This window comes from Streptomyces sp. x-80 (assembly GCF_046549095.1).
Taxonomy (GTDB): Bacteria; Actinomycetota; Actinomycetes; order Streptomycetales; family Streptomycetaceae; genus Streptomyces; species Streptomyces celluloflavus.
Genome location: NZ_JAJPWM010000009.1, coordinates 50,741 through 75,203 on the forward strand (window position 1 = coordinate 50,741; position 24,463 = coordinate 75,203).

The following is a 24,463-nucleotide window of genomic DNA, read 5'->3' on the forward strand; positions in this document are numbered from 1 at the left end:
CCTACAACTCCTTGCGGATACCGTCTATCAGGCTGATTGAGCTGCGCTGCGCGAGCCCCATACGCGTGATGCGGTCGAAGGTGCCCCTGTGGTGTGCGGCGTCAGTCTCACTTTCGAGCCAGACGGTAGTCGAGGTGGTGTCCATGTGCACCACGTCCATCGCGCCAGGTTCGGCGAACGACACGATGGTAAAAGCGCTGGTCATTCCAGGATGCGCACCCGCCAGGTATGGGACCACCTGAATCCGCACATTGGGCTGCCGCGCCACCTCCAGGAGGTGTTCGAGCTGGCCCCTCATGACCGCACGTCCACCGACCAACTGGCGGAGCACGCCCTCATGGAGCACGGCCCACAGTTGCAACGGCGTTTCGCCGGCCAGCCGACGCTTCCGCTCCATCCGTGAATCAACGAACGGTTCAATCTCCGCCAGGTCCTCCCAGACACCATTTCCCACAGCCAGCGACCGGGCGTAGTCCGGAGTCTGCAACAGACCTGGAATGATGGCGAGTTGCCAGGTCCTGATGCTGGTGGCCACGTCTTCGAGCGCCACATACTCGACGAGCGAGAAGAGCTTCGGATACTGGTTCCACCAGCCCTTCGCCTTGCGGCGCTCCCGGTCGAGACGCGCCAGGCTGAGCAGCTGACCGACGGCTTTCGGGTCGTCCAAGCCGTAAAGCTCACACAGCACCCGGATATCCGGGTCCCGCATGGGCACCCAGCCGCGCTCCATTTTGACGATCTTCGAGTTGGTCGCGCTGATCGCCTGGCCAGCCTGATGCTGGGTCTTGCCCGACGCATCGCGCAGGCGCAGTAGCTCCCCACCGAGCCTGCGACCCAGGACAGTTGACGCCCGATTACCGAGCTGAGCCGATTCTTTCACGGGCTCAGTCTCGCCCCCTGGTGCCACCCGGTCGACACGGTTCACCCGCTGGAGCCAATTGTCTCCGAACAACTTGCACCCACACAAGATGGCTCACTACGTTCTGCAATCAACCGCTCGCACAGCGGCGCCAGTTGACGGAAGTGCACCGCCCCGCCCTGCGCGGACGCGGCATCGCCACCGTCATCACCGAGCGCGCACCGTACGGGCACCACGACCGCACTTAGGAGGTGCGCGTCCATGGCTGTGGAGGCCGGAGAGCCTGGCGACCGCTACGACGTCGTCAACTACACCCCGCACCCCGCGAACGTCACCCGCGCCAGACGCCGGGTGGCGCGGCTCGTCGCCGAGTGGGGGCATCCGGAGGCGGCCGGTGATACCGCGCTGCTGGCCAGCGAGCTGATCACCAACGCGGTGCGGCACGGGTGCCTGCGCGATCGGCTGTTCCGCGTGGAGCTGTTCCTCCGCGGCGGCCCGGCGGGCGGCTGTCTGCGGATCGCGGTCAGCGACCCGAAAGGCGAACGCCGGCCGCTGCCCCGGAGCGACCCCGGCCACCACGCCGAGTCCGGCCGCGGCCTGCACATCGTCGGCGCGCTCGCGACGCGCTGGGGTGTCGCGGACCGGATCGTCGGCAAGACGGTGTGGGCGGAGCTGGATACTTCGAGGAGCGCGGATGCGTAACCCGCGAACCCGTGGCCGAGGCCCGGGACCGGCTCCGTGCCCGGAACCCGAGGGCGCCGGGAGCGTTACCGTGGCAGGACGGCGAAAGGGGACGACCATGACAGCCGAGTGGCAGCGCGCAGTGGCAGAGGCTCGGGAAGCCACCGGGTTCGCGGGCCGGGACATCCCGCGCGCGATCGAAGCCATCGGCGCGGCACTCCGCCTCGACCACCGTGCCGCGTTCTACGCGGAGCTGGGCACACTGGCCGACTCCGGCAGCTTCGAAGCCTTCCTCAATCACTGGTGGACACAGGCGCTGGCGGACTCGGCAGCGGACGCGCAGGACCGCGAGACGGCGATCGACTTCGCCGACGTGGCCGTATCCCTGTACGCACGCGCCGCGGGCGGCCCCAAGTCCACTCAAGGCCAGATCGACGCCATTGTCATGGGGACGGCGGTCTCTTGAACTACACCATCATCTGGGAGCGGGCCGCCGCCGAGGGGCTCAAACGGCTCAGGGCTCGCGATGGCGAAGCGGTAAAACCGCTGGTCAAGGCGATCAACGCGCTCGCCGACGACCCTGAACCGACCGCCAGCAGCAAGCTCGGCGGTACCGGCCTGCGGCGACTTCGCATCGGTGCCTACCGGGCCACCTATGAGATCGACGACGGGACCATCGCGATCAAGATCCTCATGGTCGGCAGCACAGCCGCCTGACCACGGCAACGCGCAAGGGCCGCCCCGTCAACCGCGACGACGGGGCGGCCCTTCGCTGTTGTTCAGCCTCGGGTGATCAGCCGTACCGGATCACCCCCAGGTGATCAGCCGCCGGGGCTGTTCCAGCACCGCCGCGATGTCCGCGAGGAGCCTGGAGCCCAGTTCGCCGTCGATCAGGCGGTGGTCGAAGGAGAGCGCGAGGGTGGTGACCTGGCGCGCCTTCACCTTGCCCTTGTGCACCCACGGCTGGAGCTTGACCGCGCCGAAGGCGAGGATCGCGGACTCCCCCGGGTTGAGGATGGGGGTGCCGGTGTCGACGCCGAAGACGCCGACGTTGGTGATGGTGACCGTGCCGCCGGACATCGCCGCCGGTGAGGTCTTGCCCTCGCGGGCGGTGGACACCAGCTCGGCCAGTTCCGTGGCGAGCTGGGGAAGCGTCTTGGTGCCCGCGTCCTTGATGTTCGGGACGATCAGGCCGCGCGGGGTGGCCGCCGCGATCCCGAGGTTGATGTAGTCCTTGTAGACGATCTCCTGGTTCGCCTCGTCCCAGGCCGCGTTGACGTCCGGGTGACGCCTGATCGCGATCAGGAACGCCTTGGCGACCAGCAGGAGCGGATTGACGCGCAGACCGGCCATGTCCGGGTCCTGCTTCAGCTCCTGGACGAGCTTCATCGTGCGGGTCACATCGACGGTGATGAACTCCGTGACGTGCGGCGCGGTGAAGGCGCTGGCCACCATCGCCTGCGCGGTGGCCTTCCGTACGCCCTTGACCGGCACCCGGCGCTCCCGGTCGGCGGCGGCGACGGCCGGGGCGGGCGCCTCGGTGACGGCGGCCGGGGCGGCGGCGGCCGGGGCCGGCGCCGGGGCGGCGGCCGCGTACACGTCCTCGCGGGTGATGATCCCCTCGGGGCCGGTCGGGGTCACCGTCGCCAGGTCGATGCCGAGGTCCTTGGCGAGCTTGCGCACCGGCGGCTTGGCCAGCGGCCGGCCGGCGGCCGGGGCGGACGCCACGGGAGCCGGGGCCGGAGCGGGCGCGGGGGCCGCCACCGGGGCCGCGGGGGCGGGGGCGGGGGCCACGGCCGGAGCCGCGTGCCCGTTCAGCTCCGCCTGGAGCGCGGCCGGCTGGGCCGGTACGCCCGGCTGCTGCTTGCGCGGGCGGCGCTTGGTCGAGGACGGCGCGGCGCCGTAGCCGACGAGGACGGCCTGGCGGCCCTGCGGCTCCTCGTCCGCTTCGGGGGCGGCGGGCGCGGTCGGCGCCTCGGCCGCGGGGGCCGCGGCGGGCGCCACGGGCCCGGCACCGGGGTCGGTGTCCACCGAGATGATGACGGTCCCGACATCGACGGTGACGCCCTCGCCGAAGTTCAGCTCGTGCACCACCCCGTCGTAGGGAATGGGCAGTTCGACGGCGGCCTTGGCGGTCTCGACCTCGCAGACGACCTGGCCGTCGGTGACGGTGTCGCCCGGTTGGACGTACCACTTGAGGATCTCGGCCTCGGTGAGCCCCTCGCCCACATCGGGCATCCTGAACTCTCGGAAGCGCTGGTCGTTCGCAGTACTCGCAGTCATGGTCATGGTTCTCCTCAACCCTCAGTACGCCAGCGCGCGGTCGACCGCGTCGAGCACCCGGTCCAGCCCCGGGAGGTACTCGTCCTCCAGCCGGGACGGCGGATACGGGGCGTGGAAACCGCCGACGCGCAGGACCGGGGCCTCCAGGTGGTAGAAGCAGCGCTCCGTGATGCGGGCGGCGAGCTCCGCGCCCGTACCGAGGAAGACCGGGGCCTCGTGGACCACGACCAGCCGGCCGGTTTTGACCACCGACTCCTGGACGGTGTCGAAGTCGATCGGCGAGAGCGAACGCAGATCGACGACCTCGACCGACTTGCCCTCCTCGGCGGCGACCTTGGCGACGTCCAGGCAGACCTTCACCATCGGCCCGTAGGCGGCCAGCGTCAGGTCCGAACCGGGCTGTGCGACCCGGGCCTTGTGCAGCGGGTACGGGATCGCCTCGGTGTCCAGGCGCGACTTGTCGTGGTAGCGGCGCTTGGGCTCGAAGTAGATGACCGGGTCGTCGCCCGCGATGGCCTGCTGAAGCATCCAGTAGGCGTCCGAGGAGTTCGAGGGGGAGACACACTTGAGGCCCGCGACGTGCGCGAACAGCGCCTCGGGGGACTCGGAGTGGTGCTCGACCGCGCCGATGCCGCCCGCGTACGGGATCCGGATGACGACCGGCACCTTGACCTTGCCCAGCGCCCGCGCGTGCATCTTCGCGAGCTGGGTGACGATCTGGTCGTAGGCGGGGAAGACGAAACCGTCGAACTGGATCTCCACGACGGGCCGGTAGCCACGCAGCGCCAGGCCGATCGCGGTGCCGACGATGCCGGACTCGGCGAGCGGGGTGTCGATCACCCGCTCCTCGCCGAAGTCCTTCTGGAGGCCGTCGGTGACCCGGAAGACGCCGCCGAGCTTGCCGACGTCCTCCCCCATCACGAGGACCTTGGGGTCGGCCTCCATGGAGGCGCGCAGCGACGCGTTGATCGCCTTGGACAGCGTGATCTTCTCGAAGACGGTCATCGTCAGTTCTCCTCCGCGACGGCATCGGCGTCGGCGAACGACGCCTGGTACGCGGCGAACTGCGCGCGCTCCTCATCGACGAGCGCGTGCCCGTCGGCATAGATGTTCTCGAAGATCGCCATGGAATCGGGGTCGGGCATCGCCCGCACGGTCTCGCGCACCCGCTTGCCCAGCGCCTCGCTCTCCGCCTCGACCGCGGCGAGATACGCGTCGTCGACGAAGCCCTCGGCCACCAGATACGTCCGCAGCCGCAGGATCGGGTCCTTGGCCTCCCAGGCCCGCGTCTCCTCGTCGGCCCGGTACTTCGTCGGATCGTCGGAGGTGGTGTGCGCGCCCATCCGGTACGTGAACGCCTCGATGAGCATCGGGCCCTGTCCGGTGCGGGCCCGCTCCAGCGCCGCCCTGGTCACCGCCAGGCAGGCCAGTACGTCGTTGCCGTCGACCCGTACGCCCGGGAAGCCGTAGCCGCGGGCGCGCTGGTAGAGCGGGACGCGGGTCTGCTTCTCGGTGGGCTCGGAGATCGCCCACTGGTTGTTCTGGCAGAAGAACACGACCGGGCTGTTGTAGACCGCGGAGAAGGTGAAGGCTTCGGCGACATCGCCCTGGCTGGAGGCGCCGTCCCCGAAGTACGCGATCACCGCGGAGTCCGCGCCGTCCTTCTGCACGCCCATCGCGTAACCGGTCGCGTGCAGCGCCTGCGAGCCGATGACGATCGTGTAGAGGTGGAAGTTGTTGCTGTTGGGATCCCAGCCGCCGTTGTTGACCCCGCGGAACATGCCCAGCAGGTTCGTCGGGTCCACGCCACGGCACCAGGCCACACCGTGCTCGCGGTAGGTCGGGAAGACGTAGTCGTCATCGCGCAGCGCCCGGCCGGAGCCGATCTGGGCGGCCTCCTGGCCCAGCAGCGAGGCCCACAGGCCCAGCTCGCCCTGGCGCTGGAGAGTGGTCGCCTCGGCGTCGAACTTCCGCGTCAGCACCATGTCGCGGTAGAGCCCGCGCAGCTCCTCGGGGGTGAGGTCGATGGCGTAGTCCGGGTGCTCGACCCGCTGCCCCTCCGGGGTCAGCAGTTGTACGAGCTGATCCTGTTCCACCTGGTCAACGGCGTTGTCGGCGGTCTTGGCCTTGGCCGACGACGCCTTCTTGGCGGTGGTCCGCTTGCTGCCGCCGCGGGCGGTTTTCCGCTGGGCAGTGCTCTCCACGGTCACGTGCTGCTCCTCCGTCTGTCCGGCCCCCGGGGTCCGCCGGTGGCCGTTTTGCGGCTCACCCGGTATCCGATACGGCGCACGGGGTGGGTGCGAACGCGGCCGGATCCGGGTGGAACAAAGCGCCCCGGAAGTGGCCTGCCCGTCGCACGTTACCCATTGTCAAAGCCTAAGCGGAAACAGCCCTGACCTGCGATTTTGCTTGGATTTCCAAGTAAATCGCGCACGCTCGGGAACAACTCCAGGTCACAGCGTTGCAGGCCGCCGGGACAACGGCACGTTATATCGGTGAACTGGAGCACGGGAAGACTTCGTGTGTGAGACTGGAGGCGTGCGCGAAGAAGGAAAAATCACGGTATTCCTGCTCGATGACCACGAAGTCGTCCGGCGGGGCGTCCACGAAATGCTCTCGGTGGAAGAGGATATCGAGGTGGTCGGCGAGGCCGGCACCGCCGCAGATGCCCTGGTCAGGATCCCTGCGACCCGTCCCGACGTAGCGGTTCTCGATGTCCGGCTGCCGGACGGCAGCGGCGTCGAGGTCTGTCGCGAGATCCGTTCCCAGGACGAGAACATCAAATGCCTGATGCTCACCTCGTTCGCCGACGACGAGGCCCTTTTCGATGCGATCATGGCCGGTGCGGCCGGATATGTCCTGAAGGCCATCCGCGGCAATGAGCTGCTGTCCGCGGTGCGCGATGTGGCGGCCGGCAAGTCGCTGCTCGACCCGGTGGCCACCGCCCGCGTCCTGGAACGACTGCGTGACGGCAACAACGCCAAGGGCGACGACCGGCTGGCCAATCTCACCGAGCAGGAACGCAAGATCCTCGACCTGATCGGCGAGGGCATGACCAACCGTGCCATCGGCGAACGGCTCCACCTCGCCGAGAAGACGATCAAGAACTACGTCTCCAGCCTGCTCTCCAAGCTCGGCATGGAGCGCCGCTCCCAGGCCGCCGCATACGTCGCCCGTATGCAGGCCGAACGACGCTGACCGGACACGGAACGGGTACTGCGCGGGCACGGACGGCCCTGCGGGCACCGCGGGCCGGCGGGCGCCGCCGACCGGGTGATCGGGACCAATGTCCCCCCATCTCGGGGCTGTTGCCTCTACCTCCGGCCCCGTCCCGAGGGCATGGTGGAGTACATGCCCACCGATGACTCGCGCGCTGTCGAGCTGCTGAGCCGCACCCCCTACGGGCGGGTGTCGGCCAGCATGCGCGCACTGCCCTTCACCACCGTCACCCGGCATCTCGTCATCGACGGCCGGCTGGTCCTGCGACTGCACCGCGGGTACAACTACCACCACGCCCTGGACGGCAGCGTCGTCGCGTACGAGGCCGACAACGTCAACAGCCACGAGCGCGACACCTGGTCCGTCCAGTTCACCGGCACCGCGAAGATCTTCGAACCCACCCCCGCCGAACGCGCCCTCTTCGGCCGCACCCCGCGGCTGGCCGACGGAGAGCCCTTCGAGCCGGTCTTCCTGTGCATCGAGCCGGAATTCGTGACGCTGCACCGCCTCTCGGACGTACCGGTCCTCCGGTATGCCCACCAGGCATGACACAGTTGATCTAACATCTGGCGCGTGCTGCGCTCATCTGTAGGCCGGACGGCGGCGACGCCCGACCGGCACACCCTCGGCTCCCTGCTGCGCCGCTACGACGGCGCCGGGGAGCCGCTGTCGTGCGAACCGGTGGCCGAGGGCCTGCTCAACCACGGCTATTTCCTCGCCACCACCCGCGGCCGCTACTTCCTCAAGCACCACCTCGACGGCGACCGCACCGCCATCGCCCACCAGCACCGCGCCACCCGGCGGCTCGGCGCGCTCGGGCTGCCGGTCGCCCCGCCGGTCGCCGACACGGCCGGCCGTACGGTCACCGTCCTGGACGGCCGCTGCTACGCCCTGCACCCCTGGGTCGAGGGCCGGCACCTGGGCGGCGCCGCGCTCTCCCGCGGCCAGTCCCGCCGGCTCGGCGCCCTCCTCGGACTGGTGCACACCGGCCTCGCGCAGGTCATGACGGCCGAACCGCGCCCGCCCCGGCCGCCGTACGCGGACCTCGGCGCGGACCCGGCCCGCACCTTCGAGCTGATCGACGAGCTGCTGGTGCTGGCCCGCGGCGCCCGCCCGCGCACCAGCTTCGACGAACTGGCCGAGCACCGGCTGCTGGAGCGCCGGGCCCTGCTGGCGCGGCAGGCCCACCGGCGCCCGGCCCCGGGTGCCGAACCCGCCGCGGGCTGGGTGCACGGCGACTTCCACCCGCTGAACGTGCTCTACCGCGGCACCGAACCGGCCGCGATCGTCGACTGGGACCGGCTGGCCGTCGCACCACGCGCCGAGGAGGCGGTCCGCGCCGCCGCGATCTTCTTCGTCCGCCCCTGCGGCACGCTGGACCTGGCGAAGGTGGCGGCGTACGCGGACGCCTACCGCAGCGCCTGCGGCGCGGGGGCCGGTGAGCTGGCGGCGGCGGTGCACCGGGTGTGGTGGGAGCGGCTCAACGACTTCTGGATGCTCACCTGGCGCTACCGCCTGGGCGATCTCCGCACCGACCCGCAGTTCCCGGCGGCGGCCGCGCTGGCGGTCTGGTGGACCCGCGAATACACCGCGGTCCGGGACGCGTTCACCGGCTGAACCGGGCGGTACGGGCGGCGGGTGGCGGGTCCGGGCGGGCCCGTTCCGGCCTGCTGTTCCTGGGGGACCGCGGCCTCTGTGGACCGGCTGAACCGGCCGGTGCGGGTGCGGAACGCAGACGGCGGGCCGGGCGCCAGGGGTTCCTGGTGCCCGGCCCGCCGTATCGGTCCGTCGGCCGGTCTCAGCCGGTCGTACCGTTCTGCGCGCCGCCGTCCGCGGTGCCGTTGGTCGTGGAGCCGGCCCCGCCATTGCCGGCCCCACCATTGCCGGCGCCGCCGTTGGCCGCCCCGCCGTTGGCGGCCCCACCGTTATCGGCTCCACCGTTGGTCGGGGTTCCATTGCCGCCGTTGGCGTTACCGCCGTTGGCGTTGCCACCGTTGGCGGCCCCGCCGGTGCCGTTCCCGCCATTGGTGCCGTGAGTGGGCGGCACGGACGGCGGCGGCTCCGAGCTGGGCGGCGAGGACGGCGGCGGCGTGGAGGTGTGCCGGTTCGGGCGCCGCGTGTAGCCGCCCGAGTCGCTGCCCGTACTGCCCTGCTGGGTCTGCGGTGTGGACGGCTCGTCCGACGGCGATTCGCTGGTCTCGTCGTTCACCGAGGCCGACGGCGAAGGGGACTTGGAGGTGTCCGGCGCGGATGGAGCCTTGTCGCCGCCGCCGTGGAGTGCGAAGGCCACGCCCGCCGCGATGGCGATCAGCGCGAGCACCGCGATCAGCAAGATCTTGCCGCGGCCACTGCCGGCCGGCCGCGGCCCGCCGTCGAAACCGCCGTCGTCCGCCCGCATACCGGGCGGCAGTATCGGGTTCACCGCGGTCTGCCCCGCGTCGGGGTGCGGCATCGCCGTAGTGGCGGCGACGCCCATGGCCGGGGTGTGGCCGCCCTCGTGCATGGCGACCGGGCCGGTGTTCCAGGTGCCGGTGTGCCCGCCCTGCTCGTGCAGCATCTGCAACGAGTACTGGACCAGGCCGCGCATCTCCTCCGCGGTCTGGAAACGGTCGTCGGGGTCCTTGGCGAGCGACCGCATGACCAGGCCGTCCAGCTCCGGCGGCACCGCGCCGGCGACCTGGGAGGGCGGCACCGGCATGTCCTGAACGTGCTGGTAGACAACCGACAGCGGAGTCTCACCGGTGAACGGCGGCCGCAGCGCGAGCAGTTCGTACAGCAGGCAGCCGGTGGCGTACAGGTCGGAGCGGGTGTCGACGGTCTTGCCGAGCGCCTGCTCCGGGGAGAGGTACTGCGGGGTGCCCATGACCATGCCGGTCTGGGTCATGGTGGACGCCGCGCCGTGCAGGGCTCGGGCGATGCCGAAGTCCATGACCTTCACGGCGCCGCTGTGCGTGATGATCACGTTCGCGGGCTTGATGTCACGGTGCACGATGCCGTGCTGGTGGCTGTAGGCCAGCGCCTCCAGAACACCGGAGACGATGATCAGCGCCTGGTCCGGCGGCGGGGCGTCGGCGTTCAGCAGCAGATCACGGATGGTGTGGCCCTCGACCAGCTCCATCACGATGTACGGCACGGTGTTGCCGCCGACGTAGTCCTCGCCGGAGTCGTAGACAGCGACGACCGCGTGGTGGTTCAGCCCGGCCACGGACTGTGCCTCGCGGGTGAAGCGGGCCTTGGACACCGGATCCTCTGCGAGGTCGGCGCGGAGCAGCTTCACTGCGACTGTCCGGCCCAGACGTACGTCCTCGGCCGCGAACACCTCCGCCATACCGCCCCGGCCGAGCCGGTGCGTGAGCCGGTAGCGGCCATCGCCGACCAGCCCTCCATTGCCCCACATCTCCGGTCCATCGGGGATATTGGAGCCGGTGGCGTCAGGATCGGACGGGCCCTGCGGGCTCTGCGTCGGTGCCATCGGTCCTCGCCGTCGAATCGATCCGCGTTACAGCGGTAAGGTCTCGGTCTTCGCTAGAGCACGCTACAGGCTCCGCGGCACCCTCCGGTCCGTCGTTGACCGGCCATCAAACCTCCCTGACTCCGTGTGTCGCAAGTTCACCAGGGGTGAGCGGAGCCCGGAGAGAACTCACCGTCGTGATGGGATCTTGCACATCTGGTCACGGAACGGGCACACAGCTTGACGTGCCGGGGGCCTGGGGCAGACTTGGCAGCGGAATTCCGGTAGTTGATCGCCGTACGTATCTCCATACGTACAGGCAGTGCGCCTAGGGGGACGCTGAATCATGAGCCAGGACGGCGCTCAGGAACACTTCGAGGGCCGTTCGGTCGGCGGCGGACGTTACCAGCTTCGTGAGCTTCTCGGGGCCGGCGGAATGGCATCCGTGCACCTCGCGTACGACAGCGTGCTGGACCGCGAGGTCGCGATCAAGACGCTCCACACCGAGCTCGGCCGCGAACCGGCATTCCGCGAACGCTTCCGCCGCGAAGCGCAGTCCGTGGCGAAACTCACGCACCCCAATATCGTCTCGGTCTTCGACTCCGGCGAGGACACGCTGTCCGACAGCGCCCCCGGCGCGGGCGACGGCGGCATGGTGCCGTACATCATCATGGAGTACGTCGCCGGGCAGCCGCTGCGCTCGGAACTCGACAGCGACGTCGCCCGGCACGGCGCGATGCCGACCGAGAAGGCGCTGAAGATCACCGCGGATGTGCTCGCCGCCCTGGAGGCGAGCCATGAGATGGGCCTGGTCCACCGGGACATCAAGCCGGGCAACGTCATGATGACCAAGCGCAATGTCGTCAAGGTCATGGACTTCGGCATCGCCCGCGCCATGCAGTCCGGCGTGACGTCCATGACGCAGACCGGCATGGTCGTCGGCACTCCGCAGTACCTGTCGCCCGAGCAGGCGCTGGGCCGCGGCGTGGACGCCCGCTCCGACCTCTACTCCGTCGGCATCATGCTCTTCGAGCTGCTGACCGGACAGCTGCCGTTCGACGCGGACTCCCCGCTCGCCATCGCGTACGCCCATGTCCAGGAAGAGCCGCCGGTCCCGTCGGGCATCAACCGCTCGGTGCCGCCCGCCGTGGACGCGCTGGTGGCCCGCGCGCTGAAGAAGAACCCCAATGAACGGTTCCCGACCGCCGAGGCGATGCGGGAGGAGTGCCTGCGCATCGCGGGGTCCGCGCAGTCCGGGGCGACGCCGCTGATCATCAGCGAGGGCCCGCGGGCGCGCACCAGCGGCTCGTCGGTCTCCTCCACGGTGTTCCCCGCCGCCACCGGCACCCCGCACACCCCCGTGCCGCCGAACGTGCAGCAGCCGTACCAGCCGACGCAGGCCGCCGCCTTCGGGCCCTCGACGCCCCCGCCGCCGAACAACGCCTACCCGCCCCCGGTGTCGGCCCCGACGCCCGCCCCGTTCCACGGGGGCGGCTTCCAGGCCCCGCCCCCGTACGCCCCGCAGCCCGTGACGGCCTCGATGCCGATGGCTCCGGTCCCCCCGGCCCGGAAGAACAACACCCCCGTGATCGTCGTCTCGGCGGTGGTCGGCGTGGTCGTGGTCACCGCGATCGCGATCGGCATCGGGCTGAGCGGCGGCTCCGACGAGAACAAGGCCGGCGACAAGCCGACGTCCACGTACACCCCGTACACCTACTCGCCGGCGCCCACCGCCAGCGTCCGGCCCGAGGACAAGACGGCGACGATCCTGTCGACCGAGTGCACCAACCCGGCCAAGAGCTACGGCGACAAGAACAAGATCCTTTTCCCGTCGTTCCGGTTCAAGAACCTGGACTCGGTGAAGGCGTGCCTGGACGCGGCGGGTTGGAAGTACAAGGTCACCGAGCAGGACAGCGCGATCTGGGGCAAGAACATGGTCACGGAACAGACTCCGGCGGCCATCAGCTGGTGGTACCCGAGCACCACCGAGACGATCCAGCTGACCGTCTCGACCGGCCGCAGCGGCTGACCGGCCACTGGCTGCCGACCGGAGCGGTGCCGACGGGCACGGGCACCGGACACCGGATATCCGCGAGGACATGAAGGCGGGGCCGGCACACGCGTCGTGTGCCGGCCCCGCTGCCTTTCCGCCGAGCGCGCCTACAGGTACGGGCCCGAGCGGGCGCCGCCGTGACCGGGGTGTTCCTCGTCGCCCTCCGGCGCGACCGCGCCGGGCGGCAGGGCACGGCGCATCGATTCCAGCTGCGCACGGGCCGCCATCTGCTGGGCGAACAGCGCGGTCTGGATGCCGTGGAACAGGCCCTCCAGCCAGCCCACCAGCTGCGCCTGGGCGATACGCAGTTCCGCCTCCGTCGGCACCGATTCCTCGGTGAACGGCAGCGAGAGCCGCTCCAGCTCCTCCACCAGCTCGGGCGCCAGCCCGTCCTCCAGCTCCTTGACCGAGCTGGAGTGGATCTCCTTGAGCCGGACCCGGCTCGCCTCGTCCAGCGGAGCGGCCTTCACCTCCTCCAGCAGCTGCTTGATCATGCTGCCGATGCGCATGACCTTCGCGGGCTGCTCGACCATGTCCGTCACCGGAATCTCGCGGGACTCGTCGCCACCGTCCCCGCCACCGGTCCCGAGCGACATGCCATCCGGACCGACAACCAGGACGTGCGGACTCTCCTGCGACCGTTCGTTCATCGGCATCTCCATGCCGCCATTCTCTCGTATCGACGTATCCGCACAGTGGTAGCCCCGGGAGTCCGGGGATCTACGACCCCGGGAGGGCCCGGGGACCTCCCGGGCCGGGTGACCGCCCGCTCCCCGCAGGCCGCGCGACCCCTCGTCGCCTCGTCACGTTCGTTCCTTTTTTCCGCCGCCGCTCGGCTCCGCTCTGTGTGCTGTTTCACGTGAAACAGCACGGCGACGAGCCTTGGCAGCTGTCCGGAAGAGACCATGATCCGTCCGGAAAAGATCATCGGCGGCGGAGGCGCAGGCCGAAAAAGGCGAGGCCAAGGCCGGTGAGGGCGAGACCGGCGCCCATCGGGAGGACCCGTTCGACGCGGGCCGCCGGGTCTTCGAGGGCGGCGGGACCGGTCGTGGCGGGCTGTTCGCCGTCGGTGGTCTCCGGTGTGGCACTGGGCGGTCCCGCAGGCGCGGTGGGCGTCGGCCGCAGCGACTGGTACGGGCGCTGGGCGAGCTGTCCGGCGGCGCCGGGGCGGCGCGCGGGGGACCGCCACGGAGGAGCCGCACCGGGCGGGGAGGCCGCGGGCGCGGGGGCATGGTCCGTTCGATGCGGCGCGACGGGGCTCGGCCTGGCCTTCGTACCACCGCCGGCTGCCGGACTCGCCGGGGCGGCGGGCCGTGGACGCACCGGGTCCGAGGCGTCCGAGGGGCGGGCAGCGGGGGCAGGTGCGGACGGCGCGACGGAGTCCGGGACGGGCCGGTCCGGGGCCTTCGGGCGCTGGAGCTCCGGGCGGTCCACGGGCGGCGCGCCGGGAAAGTACGGCGGTCGGTCCGGGAACCCCGGAATGCTGTCCGACAGGTCCGGGACGACGTAGGGCAGACCGGGGAGGTACTCCGGCAGCTCGGGGACGGCGGCCATCTCGGGGAACCGCGGCAGCCAGTCCGGGCGGCCGTGATGCCCCCAGCTGACCCGCGTGTTCCCGCCCGCGGGCGGGGGCGCGATCATGCCGCCGCCGGGCGGTCCGTCGGCGTGGGCGAGGCCCGGCGGACGGTCGGCCGGGGTGGCCCGTTCGGGAGGGGGGGCCGCCGCGGTGGTGGCCACCACGGGGACGGGCAGGACGACGGTGGCCAGCAACAGACCGGTGGCGATGCGCGAACGGAATCCTGGAGCCACAACCGTGCCCCTCCCGTGCCGAGCCGTCGAGTGACAAGTTCAGCGTCACACGGGGCCGTAACCCCGGCATCTTGGACAGGTCGACCGGGTTACGGGGCGGGAGGGGCCCGGATCACCGGGCGGGCGGGACTGCTCAGACGGTCAGCACGACCTTGCCGACATGGCTGCTCGCGTCGACGACCCGGTGCGCCTCGGCGGCGTCCGCCATCGGGATCGTACGGTCCACGATCGGCCGGACCCGGCCGTTGCCGATCAGCGGCCAGACGTGTTCCCGCACGGCCGCGACGATGGCCGCCTTCTCGCTGAGCGGGCGGGCGCGCAGCCCGGTCCCGGTGATCGCGGCACGCTTGGAGAGCAGCGCGGCGAGGTTCAGCTCGGCCTTCACCCCGCCCTGCATCCCGATGATCGCGAGCCGCCCGTTGACCGCCAGCGTCTTGACGTTCCGTTGCAGGTACTTCGCGCCGATGATGTCGAGGATGACGTCCGCGCCCTTGCCGTCGGTGGCCTTGCGGATCTCCTGGACGAAGTCCTGCTCGCGGTAGTCGATGAGGATGTCCGCGCCGAGTTCGGCACAGCGGGCCAGCTTCTCGGGGCCGCCCGCGGTGACCGCGACCCGGGCGCCGACCGCCTTGGCGAGCTGGATCGCCATCGTGCCGATGCCACTGGCACCGCCGTGCACCAGCAGCGTCTCGCCGGGCCGCAGGTGCGCGATCATGAAGACGTTCGACCAGACCGTGCAGGCCACTTCGGGGAGCGCCGCGGCCGACACGAGGTCCAGGCCCGTCGGCAGCGGCAGTACCTGTCCGGCCGGGACGGCGACCTTCTCGGCGTAACCGCCGCCCGCCAGCAGCGCGCACACCTCGTCGCCGACGGCCCAGCCGTGCACACCGGGGCCGAGCGCGGCGATCCGGCCGGCGCACTCCAGACCCGGGTACGGGGAGGAGCCGGGCGGCGGGTCGTAGAAGCCCTGACGCTGCAACAGGTCGGCGCGGTTCACGGCGCTCGCCACGACCTCGATCAGGACCTCGCCCTCGGCGGGCAGCGGGTCCGGCACGTCCGCCCAGACGAGGGCTTCGGGGCCACCGGGCTCAGGGATAGTGATCGCTCGCATGAGCGCGAGGCTACTCGCCGATACCGCACGGGGCGACAGGTCGGTCGGGGGCGACAACGGCCGGGCCGGGAACGGCCGGTGCGAGTACGGGGCCGTACCGGGGGCCGGTGCCCCGGGTGCCGGTGCCCGGGGCCGCACCCAAGTGGCGGATCACGAACCGCCACGCCGGTCTTCCGGGCGGGGGCCGCCCACCGGTTCCCCGGGCCGGTGCGCCCCATCGGTCTCCGGGGCCGGTGCCGCAGGATGCCTGGCGCCGGAGGTGCCGCTCGCCCATACGCCGGAGGCGTGACCCGGCCACCCGTCCGTCCGGCTCCCGGCCACCCGGTGCCGGAGGCGTTGTCCGTCCGCCCGGCTACTCGTCCACCCGGCGCATCGGGGAGATCCCACCGCCGGGAAGCTTCGGACGGGCCGGCCGGCCACCGGCCTTGCCGGCGGCGTCGGGCTCCTCCGGCGTGGCCGCGCGGACGATCGTGATCAGCCGGTCCGTGGACTGAAGGGGACTGGCCGCCGGATCGTCGTAGCCGATCAGACGGTGGCCGCGCAGGACCGAGACGACCAGATCGCCGGTCTCCCGGACGGACCTGCCGACCTCGACCTTCACCACCGGCCGTTCGACCAGGTCGAGCCCGCTGCCCTGCTGGATGAGGTCCTCCATGACAGCGCCCGCGCTCGGGCTGTGCACGGAGAGTCCCAGCAGCCGGCCGGCCGCGCTGGCCGACGTGATCACGGCGTCGGCGCCGGACTGCCGCAGCAGCGGAGCGTTCTCCTCCTCCCGTACCGCCGCGACGATGTTGGCCTTCTTGTTGAGCTGACGGGCGGTCAACGAGACCAGGACGGCGGTGTCGTCGCGCTGGGTGGCGATGACGACCTGGCGGGCCCGCTGGATCTCGGCACGCAGCAGCACATCGCTGCGGGTCGCGTCGCCGACCACCCCGGCGAACCCTTCGGCCACCGCCGATTCGATGACCTTCGGGCTCGGGTCGACGATGACGATGCGGTCGCGGGTCAGGCCCGTGGCACAGAGGGTCTGGACGGCGGAACGGCCCTTGGTACCGAAGCCGACGATGACGGTGTGGTCGCGCAAGGCGTTTCTCCAGCGTTTCAGTTGCCACTGCTCGCGGGTGCGCTCGGTCAGCACTTCCAGTGTGGTACCGACCAGGATGATCAGGAACAGCACCCGCAGCGGCGTGATGAGCAGAATGTTCAGCAGCCGCGCGGTGTCCCCGTACGGGACGATGTCGCCGTATCCCGTGGTGGAGAGCGTGACGGTCGCGTAGTAGAAGCAGCCGAGGAGATCGACCTCGCCACCGGCGTTGTCGTGGTACTGGTCGCGGTCGATCCAGACGATGAAGGCCGTCGCGACGAGCACGAGCAGCGCCATCAGCAGCCGGCGGGCGACCTGCCGCAGCGGCGCCTTGGGGGTACGGCGCGGCAGCAGCACCCGGCGGGAGTGGTCCTCGGGGATCTCGCGCGCCGCGGCGTCGTGGGACGGGAGCTTCACGCAGAGCCTCCGGCGGGCGGTGCGGGGGGTGGGGAGCGGTGGGGATCGGTCACGGGATGTGCGCGGCCGGCGGCACCGGTGGGGTCGGGGCCCGCTCCGGGGTCGTACGGACCGTCGTCGCCTGGGCCGTCAGCCGGCCGGCCCGCCGACCACGGGAGTTCCAGGAGTTCGACGGCGGCGCCACGGTCTTGGCCACCGGGCGGGATGACGGCCAGCGCGTCGGCGACCGCGATCCCCCGCAGCATGGCCGGGCCGGTGAAGTGCAGCGGCGCCACCGTCCGGCCGTAGCGGTCGTCGTCGCGGCAGGCCACCGGGACGAGCCGGGTGTCGCGGGGATGACCAGGGACCGCGGCGGCCAGCGGCGCGCGGTACGCGGGGGCGGTGGGGCGGGCGGCGAGCGTACGGAGCAGTGGCTCGGCGAGGGTGAGCAGGCCGGAGACGGCGGCGAGGGGGTTGCCCGGGAGGCCGACGAGGTGGCGTTCCGGGGTGAGCCGGGCGAGCAGCATGGGGTGTCCGGGGCGTACCGCGACGCCGTCCACCAGTATCTCGGCGCCCAGCCTGCGCAGGGTGGGGTGCACATGGTCGACGGGCCCGGACGCCGTGCCGCCGGTGGTGATGACCACATCGGCGGTGGAGCCCTCGATGGCGGCGTACAGCGCGTCGGCGTCGTCGGCGAGATGGCGCGGCGGGGGCGCCACCGCGCCCAGCGCCCGCAGCCAGGGAGCGAGCATCGGGCCGAGCGCGTCCCGGATCCGGCCCTCCTGCGGCAGCCCGTGCCGCAGCAACTCATCGCCCAGGACGAGGACTTCGACCCGCGGCCGGGGGTACGTGGCGAGTTCGTCGTAACCGGCCGCCGCGGCCAGGCCGAGGACGGCGGGTGTCACCAGGGCGCCGGCGGGCAGCAGTTGGTCGCCACGGCCGCACTCCTGGCCACGCGGGCGGATGTCCTGGCCGAGCGTCGCGGGCGCGGGCGCGTGCAGCCGCGCCCGCCCGTCGCCCAGGTCCCGGACCTCGCCGTGCTCACTGCGCAGCACGGCGGTGGCGCCGGCCGGGACGCGCGCCCCGGTGGCGATGCGGACCGCGTGCCCGTCGGGGAGCGGCCGGGTGGGAGCGTGACCGGCCAGGATGCCGGGGTCGGGGGCCGCGGGGGGAGCGGGCGCGGCGGGGGCGGACGTGGGCTGCGAGGTTTCGGGGTGGGAGGTTTCGGGGTGCGGGCCCCCGTCGGCCGGGGTGGCGCGGTCGAGGTGCCAGGGGCCGGGGCCGGAGACCGCCCAGCCGTCCATCGCGGACGTGTCGAAGGACGGCAGATCGGTGAGGGCGGTGAGCGGTGCGGCGAGGGTGCGGCCCAGGGCGTCATCGAATGCGGACGTCTCAGGCGCCCGGGGGCCACGCACCGCCCGCGCGGCCACGCCACGGGCCACCTGCCAGGAGGAGGGCGCGGGGTGCCGCTTACGGCTACGGCCGGGGGTGGTGGGGCTGGGTGCGGGACTGCTGGATGTGGGACCGGAGGTGCCAGGGGTCTGAGCGGCCTGGGTGGCCTGGTTGACCTCTGGGTGGTGGCCGGGTTCGGTGCTGCGGGAGGGGCGGTCAGGGCCGGAAGTGCCATGGGGGGCGTCGGGTCCGTGGGGACCGGAAGGGGAGCCGTGCCCGGAAGGGCGGTCGGGGCCGGCGGGGCGGTTCGAGCCGGGTGCGCCGTCCGGGGCGGGATCGGGAGTGCCGGCCGGACCGCCGGCGGCGTCGGGGCGGCCGCGCCCGGCGCCCGGGGCCGGCCCTGATCCGGGGCTCGGCTCCGGGGACGAGGACGCCGCCAGCGACGGGGACACGGACGCGGGTACGGACGAGGACGGGGCCGTGAGGGGGGCTGAGCCCGCGGGGATGTCCGCAGCGGCCGGATGCGGTACGCCTGCGTCCGGCCCGTACACGTCCGACCTGTACGTATCCGGCCCGTGGGCGTCCGGCGCGTACGTATCCGGCCCGCACCCATCCGGGGTGCGCGCGTCCAGAGGGTGCGTGTCCATCCGGTGCGTATCCATCCGGTGCGTGTCCATCCGGCGGGTGTCCATCCGGTGGGTGTCCGGCATGTTCGCGGTCGCCACGTGCACATCCGGCATGTGCATATCAGGCATGCGCACCTCCTGCCCGGCCGGCTTCACGCGACCGCTCACACCGCTGTCCCGCGTGCCCGGGGTGGTTCGGGCGTCGGGGCGCGGCGCCGCCACGGCGTCGTTGAACAGCGCGAGCGCGTCGTCAAACGCATCCTCGAACGCCCCGTCGGTCATTCCGCCGGCTTCGCTTCGGCACCTGTGCCGCCACCGGCCCCGGCCGCACCGTCCGTCTTCGCGCCGCCCGCGCCGTCCCCGCCGTCCGCGTTCTCGGCGGCCCAGCGGTTGGCCAGCGCGGCGGCCTTCTGGGCGAGTTCCGCCACATCGGCGCCCTGCCGGCCCGCCGCGTATCCGATCAGGAACGTCGTCAGTGGCGCGGCCGGGCGGGCCACACCGTGCGCGGCGTCGCGCGCGAGATCGAGGAGTGCCGCCGTGTCGACATCGAGTTCGATGCCCAGCTCGGCCTTGACTGCGGTGATCCATTCATCCAACACGTTTCCATGCTCCCTGATACGGGCGCGTGCCGCGCCAATGTCTGCCCAGGTGTCGCAGTCGAAGGACGCCGTGGCCGTGGCGTCCTGGACCCGTACGAGCGCCAGCCCGGCGAGCAGGGCGCGCAGCGGCAGTCCGGCGAGCGTGCCGTGTGCGGCGCGCAACCGGGCCAGCTCACGGCGGAGCGGCTCGACCCGATAGGCGGCCACCAGCGGCTGGTCCCGCCCCTCCCCGTCCCGCAGCACCGCACCCTCACGGGACACGGCCGCGTCGCGAGCCACGGCAGCCTCGCCGGGCGGGGCGGCGCACGGGGGCACGTCACCGTGACGAGGCGTGGCGGCATCACGGGACGAGGCCGCATCGCCGCTACGAGAGGCCGCAGGGCCGGGGGACACGGCAGGGCCAGGAGCAGCGGGGCCAGGAGCAGCGGGGCCGGATGACGCCTCAGCATCATGGGGCGCCACCGCGGCTTCGTGGGGTGCCTCGGCTTCATGGGTTGCCGCGGCTTCTCGGCGTGCCGCGGCGCCCTCCGCCGCCGGAGTGGTGGTCGCCGCCTCCAGGAGGGCCCGTACCGCCGCACGGGTCAGGAAGGGCAGATCGGCGGAGAGCACCAGGACGGTCGGGGCGGTGGTGTGCCGCAGGCCGGCGTCCAGCGCGGCGAGCGGACCGCCACCGGGCGGATCTTCGAGGGCCGGGACGACGGCGCGCCGGGTCGGACGTCCGGGGCCGACCACGACGGTGACCGCCGCGTCGGGGCAGGCCGCGAGCACCCGGTCCAGGAGGGGGCGGCCGCCGACGGACAGGGCGGGTTTGTCCGCCCCGCCGAGTCGGCGGGCCGCGCCTCCGGCCAGCACGATGGCGTCGTAGTCGGTGTGGTCGCTCACCCCTTGAGTATCGCCGGGGGCGCGGCGATCACGCCGGTGTCACAGCGCGCGAAGCAACAGCGCGGGCTGCTCCACACAGTCGGCGACGAACCGCAGGAAGCCGCCCGCCGTACCGCCGTCGCACACCCGGTGGTCGAAGGTGAACGAGAGCTGGACGACCTGCCGGACGGCCAACTCGCCGTTGTGCACCCAGGGTTTGGCCGCTATTCGGCCCACACCGAGCATCGCGGCCTCGGGGTGGTTGATGATCGGCGTGGAGCCGTCGACCCCGAAGACGCCGTAGTTGTTGAGGGTGAAGGTGCCGTGTGTCAGTTCGGCGAGGGACAGACCGCCGGTGCGGGCGGTCTCGGTGAGCCGGACGATCTCCGCGGACAGGCCCTCGACCGTACGGGCCTGCGCGTCCCGCACCACCGGGACCACCAGGCCACGGTCGGTCTGCGCCGCGAAGCCCAGATGGACGGCGGGCAGCCGGACGATCTCCTGGGTCGCGGTGTCGACCGTGGCGTTCAGCTCGGGGAACCGCGCGAGCGCGACCGTGCAGACCCGGGCCAGCAGCGCGAGCAGCGACACCTTGGGGGTGCCCGGCACATTCATCGCCTTACGGGCGGCGAGCAGCTCGGTGGCGTCGGCGTCCACCCAGCAGGTCGCGTCCGGGATCTCCCGGCGGCTGCGGGTGAACTTCTCGGCGGCGGCCCCCCGCATCCCCCGGAGCGGTATGCGCTCGGCGCCCGCCGGCGCCCCGGAACGGCTCCCGGAGGTAGTGCCGGAGGCAGCCGCCGGCACGGCGGAGGACCCGGCCCCGGCGGCCGTCGCGGCCCCCACCGTGCCCGCCACACCGGCACCGGCCACCCCGGTCGCACCCGGCCGCACACCGACCGTCTCGCGTATCCGGATCGCTCGCTCGACGTCCGATCGGAGAATCAGCCCGTCTCGCCCGGAACCCGTCAACTCCCGCAGATCCAGACCGTTCTCGCGCGCCATCCGGCGCACCAGCGGCGAGATGACAGCCACCGCGCGCCCACCGGAAGCCGCTGCCCCCGGCCCGGCCTCGGGGCCCGCCCCGTACGCGGGCCCCGCGACACCGGTCCGCGGATGCACATCCGCAGCCGCGGCCCCGGCCGCACCACCGACCACAGGCGGCCGCGCCGCCCCCCGTACCGCTCCCGAACCGGCCCCGGCCGGTCCCCCCGGCCGTACCCGGCGCCGCCGCCCCGTCGGCGCACTCGTGCCGTACCCGACGAGCACATTCCCCGACCCGGAGTCCGCCGCAGCCGCAGCCGCACCAGCACCAGCACCAGCACCAGCACCAGCACCAGCCGAAACGCCGGAAGCACCCGTCGCATCCCCCGCGGCCGTCCCAGCCGGCGCCGCCCCTCCCGTCGTCGGACCATCCGGCGCAGCCCCGACCGCGACCGTCACCAACGGTGCGCCCACCGGGACCTCGGTGCCCTCCGCGCCGAACCGGGCGGTCACCACGCCCCCGTAGGGACACGGCACCTCCACCATCGCCTTGGCCGTCTCGACCTCGACCACCGGCTGGTCGACGGCCACCACCTCGCCGATCTCGACCAGCCAGTGCACGATCGTCGCCTCGGTGAGGCCCTCCCCCAGGTCGGGCAGGGTGAATTCTCGGACCACGGCCATCAGTCACCACGTCCCTCGGTGCAGTCCGACTCCCACTGGAGCCGGGCGACGGTGTCCAGAATCCGGTCCACCCCCGGCAGATGATGCCGTTCCAGCATCGGCGGCGGGTACGGAATGTCGAATCCGGCGACACGCAGCACCGGAGCCTCCAAATGGTGGAAGCAGCGCTCCGTGATGCGCGCGGCGATCTCGCCGCCAGGGCCGCCGAATCCGTTGGACTCGTGGACGACGACGGCCCGCCCGGTGCGGCGTACCGACGCGGTGACGGTCTCGTCGTCGAACGGCATCAGCGAGCGCAGATCGATGACCTCCAGATCCCAGCCCTCCGCTCGGGCCTCCTCGGCGGCCTCCAGGCAGACCGGCAGCGACGGGCCGTAGGTGATCAGCGTCGCGTCGGTGCCGGGCCGCCGGATCACGGCGCGGCCTATCGGGGCGACCGGCTCGGGGGCGTCGGGTGACCAGTCGGCCCTGGACCAGTACAGCCGCTTCGGTTCGAGGAAGACGACGGGGTCGTCGGAGGCGATGGCGGCGCGCAGCAGCCCGTAGGCGTCACCGACGGTCGCCGGGGTGACGACCTGAAGGCCGGGGGTGGCGAGGTAGTACGCCTCGGAGGAGTCGCTGTGGTGCTCGACCCCGCCGATCCCGCCGCCGTACGGGATCCGGATGGTCAGCGGCATCGGCAGGGCGCCGCGGGTGCGGTTGCGCATCTTCGCGACATGGCTGACCAGTTGCTCGAACGCCGGGTAGGCGAACGCGTCGAACTGCATCTCGACGACCGGCCGCAGCCCGTACATGGCCATACCGACGGCCGCGCCCAGGATGCCGGCCTCGGCGAGCGGGGTGTCGGTGCAGCGGTCGTCACCGAACTCCTTGGCCAGCCCGTCGGTGACGCGGAAGACACCGCCCAGGGTGCCCACGTCCTCACCCATGACATGGACGGACGGGTCCGCGGCCATGGCGTCGCGCAGCGCCCGGTTCAGCGCCTGCGCCATGGCGGCGGGCTTGCGCGCGGTGGTCGGAGCGGTGGTCGTCGTCATGGGCGGGCCTCCTGGACGGACTGATCGGCGGCCTCGGCGGCCAGTTCGGCGCGCAACTGCTCCGCCTGCTCGGCCAGTTGGCTGGTCCGCTCGCCGTAGACGTGCCGGAAGAGGTCCATCGGGTCCAGCTCCGGGTCCGCGTTCATCCGGTCCCGGAGGCGGGCGGCCATCTCCTCGGCGCCGTCCCGGGTGGCGGTCACGAATTCCCCGGGCAGCAGGCCGCGGGCGTCCAGCTCACGCTCCAGAAGGGCTATCGGGTCGTGCGCCCGCCAGGTCTCGACCTCGTCGGCGGCGCGGTAGCGGGTGGCGTCGTCGGCGTTGGTGTGCGCCTCCAGGCGGTAGGTGACGGCCTCGACCAGGGTGGGGCCGCCGCCCTCGCGGGCCCGCCGGACGGCCTCGGTGAGGACCTCGTGCATCGCGGGCGCGTCATTGCCGTCCACCAGCCGGCCCGGCATGCCGTAGCCGACCCCCTTGTGGGCCAGGGACGGCGCGGCCGTCTGCTTGGCGAGCGGTACGGAGATCGCGAAGCCGTTGTTCTGCACGAGGAAGACGACCGGTGCCTGCCAGACCGCCGCGAAATTCAGCGCCTCGTGGAAGTCGCCCTCGCTGGTGCCGCCGTCGCCGACCATCGCGAGCGCCACCACGTCGTCGCCCTTGAGGCGGGCGGCGTGCGCCAGGCCCACCGCGTGCGGGAGCTGGGTGGCGAGCGGGGTGCTCAGGGGGGCGATGCGGTGCTCGCGCGGGTCGTATCCGGTGTGCCAGTCGCCCCGCAGGAGGGTCAGCGCCTGTACGGGGTCGAGGCCGCGGGCCACGGTGGCGAGGGTGTCGCGGTAGCTGGGAAAGAGCCAGTCCCGGTCTTCGAGTGCCAGCGCGGCGGCGACTTCGCACGCCTCCTGACCGGTGGAGGACGGATAGACCGCCAGCCGGCCCTGCCGGGTCAGTGCGGTGGCCTGGGCGTTGAACCGGCGGCCGCGCACCAGATGGACGTACAGACTCGTCAGCAGACCGGGGTCGAGCCGGGCCGCGGCGTCCGTCCCCAGTACGCGGTACGGCGTCGCGTCGGGCAGGAGAGGCGCCGGATCGACGTGCGGCCGCCAAGCGGGCGGCGGACCGGGCAGCGTGCCCTTGTTCCCACTGCTGCCGGGCTGCTCAAGGACCGTCATGACGAGCACCTCCTCGAAGGGAAGGGGTGGCGCGGAGCGCCTCGTATGGGGTGGGGGCGGGCGACGGGCGGGCAGGATGAAGAAGACCGGGGCCGCGGCAAGCCCTTCCCTACCGATTGTTCGGTCGATAATGCATTTTGGCTACAGTCGCGGTCAGCCTGTGGACAAACGGTT

The 24,463-nt window shown here is 72.2% G+C and carries 21 protein-coding genes; 7 read left to right on the plus strand and 14 right to left on the minus strand.

The window, feature by feature from the left end; translation table 11 throughout:
- Window position 1: 1 nt before the first annotated feature.
- Window positions 2-880 carry a helix-turn-helix domain-containing protein gene (locus ACLJWH_RS19555; RefSeq protein WP_411143011.1) on the minus strand — a complete coding sequence of 293 codons (879 nt, stop codon included), beginning with the start codon at window positions 878-880 and terminating at the stop codon, window positions 2-4.
- A gap of 240 nt (window positions 881-1,120) precedes the next feature.
- Here ACLJWH_RS19555 and ACLJWH_RS19560 point away from each other — a divergent pair, with 240 nt between their 5' ends.
- From ACLJWH_RS19560 to ACLJWH_RS19570, 3 genes are all read left to right on the plus strand, one after another.
- Window positions 1,121-1,561, plus strand: a complete 441-nt coding sequence (locus ACLJWH_RS19560; protein ID WP_411143012.1) for an ATP-binding protein — start codon at window positions 1,121-1,123, stop codon at window positions 1,559-1,561.
- Between the two features lie 97 nt (window positions 1,562-1,658).
- The gene (locus ACLJWH_RS19565) at window positions 1,659-2,006 is read left to right on the plus strand and encodes a hypothetical protein (protein ID WP_411143013.1); all 348 of its coding nucleotides are present in this window, start codon (window positions 1,659-1,661) and stop codon (window positions 2,004-2,006) included.
- Window positions 2,003-2,257 carry a type II toxin-antitoxin system RelE family toxin gene (locus tag ACLJWH_RS19570; RefSeq protein ID WP_052857351.1) on the plus strand — a complete coding sequence of 85 codons (255 nt, stop codon included), beginning with the start codon at window positions 2,003-2,005 and terminating at the stop codon, window positions 2,255-2,257. The genes ACLJWH_RS19565 and ACLJWH_RS19570 overlap by 4 nt, the downstream gene beginning before the upstream one ends.
- Window positions 2,258-2,347: 90 nt before the next feature.
- Here ACLJWH_RS19570 and ACLJWH_RS19575 read toward each other — a convergent pair whose 3' ends face one another.
- From ACLJWH_RS19575 to pdhA (ACLJWH_RS19585), 3 genes are read right to left on the minus strand one after another with little or no spacing between them, the layout of a single operon-like run.
- Window positions 2,348-3,829 (minus strand): dihydrolipoamide acetyltransferase family protein, encoded by a 1,482-nt coding sequence (locus ACLJWH_RS19575; protein ID WP_411143014.1) that lies wholly within the window; start codon window positions 3,827-3,829, stop codon window positions 2,348-2,350.
- Window positions 3,830-3,844: 15 nt separating this feature from the next.
- Window positions 3,845-4,828, minus strand: a complete 984-nt coding sequence (locus ACLJWH_RS19580) for an alpha-ketoacid dehydrogenase subunit beta (protein ID WP_411143015.1) — start codon at window positions 4,826-4,828, stop codon at window positions 3,845-3,847.
- A 2-nt stretch (window positions 4,829-4,830) separates the two neighbouring features.
- On the minus strand, window positions 4,831-6,033 hold the full coding sequence (gene pdhA, locus ACLJWH_RS19585; protein ID WP_411143016.1) for a pyruvate dehydrogenase (acetyl-transferring) E1 component subunit alpha: 1,203 nt from the start codon (window positions 6,031-6,033) through the stop codon (window positions 4,831-4,833).
- Window positions 6,034-6,361: 328 nt separating this feature from the next.
- Between pdhA (ACLJWH_RS19585) and ACLJWH_RS19590 the strand changes: the two genes are divergently transcribed.
- From ACLJWH_RS19590 to ACLJWH_RS19600, 3 genes are all read left to right on the plus strand, one after another.
- Window positions 6,362-7,021 carry a response regulator gene (locus tag ACLJWH_RS19590; RefSeq protein ID WP_052857347.1) on the plus strand — a complete coding sequence of 220 codons (660 nt, stop codon included), beginning with the start codon at window positions 6,362-6,364 and terminating at the stop codon, window positions 7,019-7,021.
- A gap of 153 nt (window positions 7,022-7,174) precedes the next feature.
- The gene (locus ACLJWH_RS19595) at window positions 7,175-7,591 is read left to right on the plus strand and encodes a pyridoxamine 5'-phosphate oxidase family protein (protein WP_411143017.1); all 417 of its coding nucleotides are present in this window, start codon (window positions 7,175-7,177) and stop codon (window positions 7,589-7,591) included.
- 24 nt (window positions 7,592-7,615) lie between these two features.
- Window positions 7,616-8,659 carry a phosphotransferase gene (locus tag ACLJWH_RS19600; protein WP_411143018.1) on the plus strand — a complete coding sequence of 348 codons (1,044 nt, stop codon included), beginning with the start codon at window positions 7,616-7,618 and terminating at the stop codon, window positions 8,657-8,659.
- Between the two features lie 181 nt (window positions 8,660-8,840).
- Here the strand turns inward: ACLJWH_RS19600 and ACLJWH_RS19605 are convergent, their stop codons facing one another.
- Entirely contained in the window at window positions 8,841-10,514 is a 1,674-nt protein-coding gene (locus ACLJWH_RS19605; RefSeq protein WP_411143019.1) for a protein kinase domain-containing protein, read from the minus strand.
- A gap of 325 nt (window positions 10,515-10,839) precedes the next feature.
- On the opposite strand from ACLJWH_RS19605, the gene ACLJWH_RS19610 reads away from it, so the two are divergent.
- Window positions 10,840-12,522, plus strand: a complete 1,683-nt coding sequence (locus ACLJWH_RS19610) for a protein kinase domain-containing protein (RefSeq protein WP_411143020.1) — start codon at window positions 10,840-10,842, stop codon at window positions 12,520-12,522.
- 131 nt (window positions 12,523-12,653) lie between these two features.
- Here ACLJWH_RS19610 and ACLJWH_RS19615 read toward each other — a convergent pair whose 3' ends face one another.
- The 9 genes from ACLJWH_RS19615 to pdhA (ACLJWH_RS19655) form a co-directional block, all read right to left on the minus strand.
- Window positions 12,654-13,208: a bacterial proteasome activator family protein gene (locus tag ACLJWH_RS19615; protein ID WP_411143021.1), complete on the minus strand. Its 555-nt coding sequence runs from the start codon at window positions 13,206-13,208 to the stop codon at window positions 12,654-12,656.
- Between the two features lie 262 nt (window positions 13,209-13,470).
- Entirely contained in the window at window positions 13,471-14,355 is an 885-nt protein-coding gene (locus tag ACLJWH_RS19620; RefSeq protein WP_411143022.1) for a hypothetical protein, read from the minus strand.
- A 133-nt stretch (window positions 14,356-14,488) separates the two neighbouring features.
- Window positions 14,489-15,466, minus strand: a complete 978-nt coding sequence (locus ACLJWH_RS19625) for an NAD(P)H-quinone oxidoreductase (RefSeq protein WP_411143023.1) — start codon at window positions 15,464-15,466, stop codon at window positions 14,489-14,491.
- A gap of 352 nt (window positions 15,467-15,818) precedes the next feature.
- Complete coding sequence (locus ACLJWH_RS19630; protein WP_411143024.1) at window positions 15,819-16,967, minus strand: potassium channel family protein; 1,149 nt, start codon at window positions 16,965-16,967, stop codon at window positions 15,819-15,821.
- On the minus strand, window positions 16,964-19,093 hold the full coding sequence (locus tag ACLJWH_RS19635; protein ID WP_411143025.1) for a molybdopterin-binding protein: 2,130 nt from the start codon (window positions 19,091-19,093) through the stop codon (window positions 16,964-16,966). The genes ACLJWH_RS19630 and ACLJWH_RS19635 overlap by 4 nt, the downstream gene beginning before the upstream one ends.
- Before the next feature lie 149 nt (window positions 19,094-19,242).
- On the minus strand, window positions 19,243-20,445 hold the full coding sequence (locus ACLJWH_RS19640; protein WP_411143026.1) for a DUF6457 domain-containing protein: 1,203 nt from the start codon (window positions 20,443-20,445) through the stop codon (window positions 19,243-19,245).
- Window positions 20,446-20,484: 39 nt separating this feature from the next.
- A complete protein-coding gene (locus ACLJWH_RS19645; protein ID WP_411143027.1) occupies window positions 20,485-22,089 on the minus strand; it encodes a dihydrolipoamide acetyltransferase family protein in 1,605 nt (534 codons plus the stop codon).
- Complete coding sequence (locus tag ACLJWH_RS19650) at window positions 22,089-23,126, minus strand: alpha-ketoacid dehydrogenase subunit beta (protein ID WP_411143028.1); 1,038 nt, start codon at window positions 23,124-23,126, stop codon at window positions 22,089-22,091. Before ACLJWH_RS19650 ends, ACLJWH_RS19645 begins: the two co-directional genes overlap by 1 nt.
- A complete protein-coding gene (gene pdhA / locus ACLJWH_RS19655; protein WP_411143029.1) occupies window positions 23,123-24,289 on the minus strand; it encodes a pyruvate dehydrogenase (acetyl-transferring) E1 component subunit alpha in 1,167 nt (388 codons plus the stop codon). The genes ACLJWH_RS19650 and pdhA (ACLJWH_RS19655) overlap by 4 nt, the downstream gene beginning before the upstream one ends.
- Between the last annotated feature and the right edge of the window lie 174 nt (window positions 24,290-24,463).

Excerpts from the sequence above, each read along its gene's own strand:
- ACLJWH_RS19650 (WP_411143028.1), bottom strand. The coding sequence starts at position 23,126 with ATGACGACGACCACCGCTCCGACCACCGCGCGCAAGCCCGCCGCCATG.
- ACLJWH_RS19565 (WP_411143013.1), top strand. The coding sequence starts at position 1,659 with ATGACAGCCGAGTGGCAGCGCGCAGTGGCAGAGGCTCGGGAAGCCACC.
- ACLJWH_RS19580 (WP_411143015.1), bottom strand. The coding sequence starts at position 4,828 with ATGACCGTCTTCGAGAAGATCACGCTGTCCAAGGCGATCAACGCGTCG.
- ACLJWH_RS19595 (WP_411143017.1), top strand. The coding sequence starts at position 7,175 with ATGCCCACCGATGACTCGCGCGCTGTCGAGCTGCTGAGCCGCACCCCC.
- ACLJWH_RS19575 (WP_411143014.1), bottom strand. The coding sequence starts at position 3,829 with ATGACCATGACTGCGAGTACTGCGAACGACCAGCGCTTCCGAGAGTTC.
- ACLJWH_RS19635 (WP_411143025.1), bottom strand. The coding sequence starts at position 19,093 with ATGCCTGATATGCACATGCCGGATGTGCACGTGGCGACCGCGAACATG.
- ACLJWH_RS19645 (WP_411143027.1), bottom strand. The coding sequence starts at position 22,089 with ATGGCCGTGGTCCGAGAATTCACCCTGCCCGACCTGGGGGAGGGCCTC.
- ACLJWH_RS19560 (WP_411143012.1), top strand. The coding sequence starts at position 1,121 with ATGGCTGTGGAGGCCGGAGAGCCTGGCGACCGCTACGACGTCGTCAAC.
- ACLJWH_RS19610 (WP_411143020.1), top strand. The coding sequence starts at position 10,840 with ATGAGCCAGGACGGCGCTCAGGAACACTTCGAGGGCCGTTCGGTCGGC.
- ACLJWH_RS19605 (WP_411143019.1), bottom strand. The coding sequence starts at position 10,514 with ATGGCACCGACGCAGAGCCCGCAGGGCCCGTCCGATCCTGACGCCACC.
- pdhA (WP_411143029.1), bottom strand. The coding sequence starts at position 24,289 with ATGACGGTCCTTGAGCAGCCCGGCAGCAGTGGGAACAAGGGCACGCTG.
- ACLJWH_RS19625 (WP_411143023.1), bottom strand. The coding sequence starts at position 15,466 with ATGCGAGCGATCACTATCCCTGAGCCCGGTGGCCCCGAAGCCCTCGTC.
- ACLJWH_RS19615 (WP_411143021.1), bottom strand. The coding sequence starts at position 13,208 with ATGGAGATGCCGATGAACGAACGGTCGCAGGAGAGTCCGCACGTCCTG.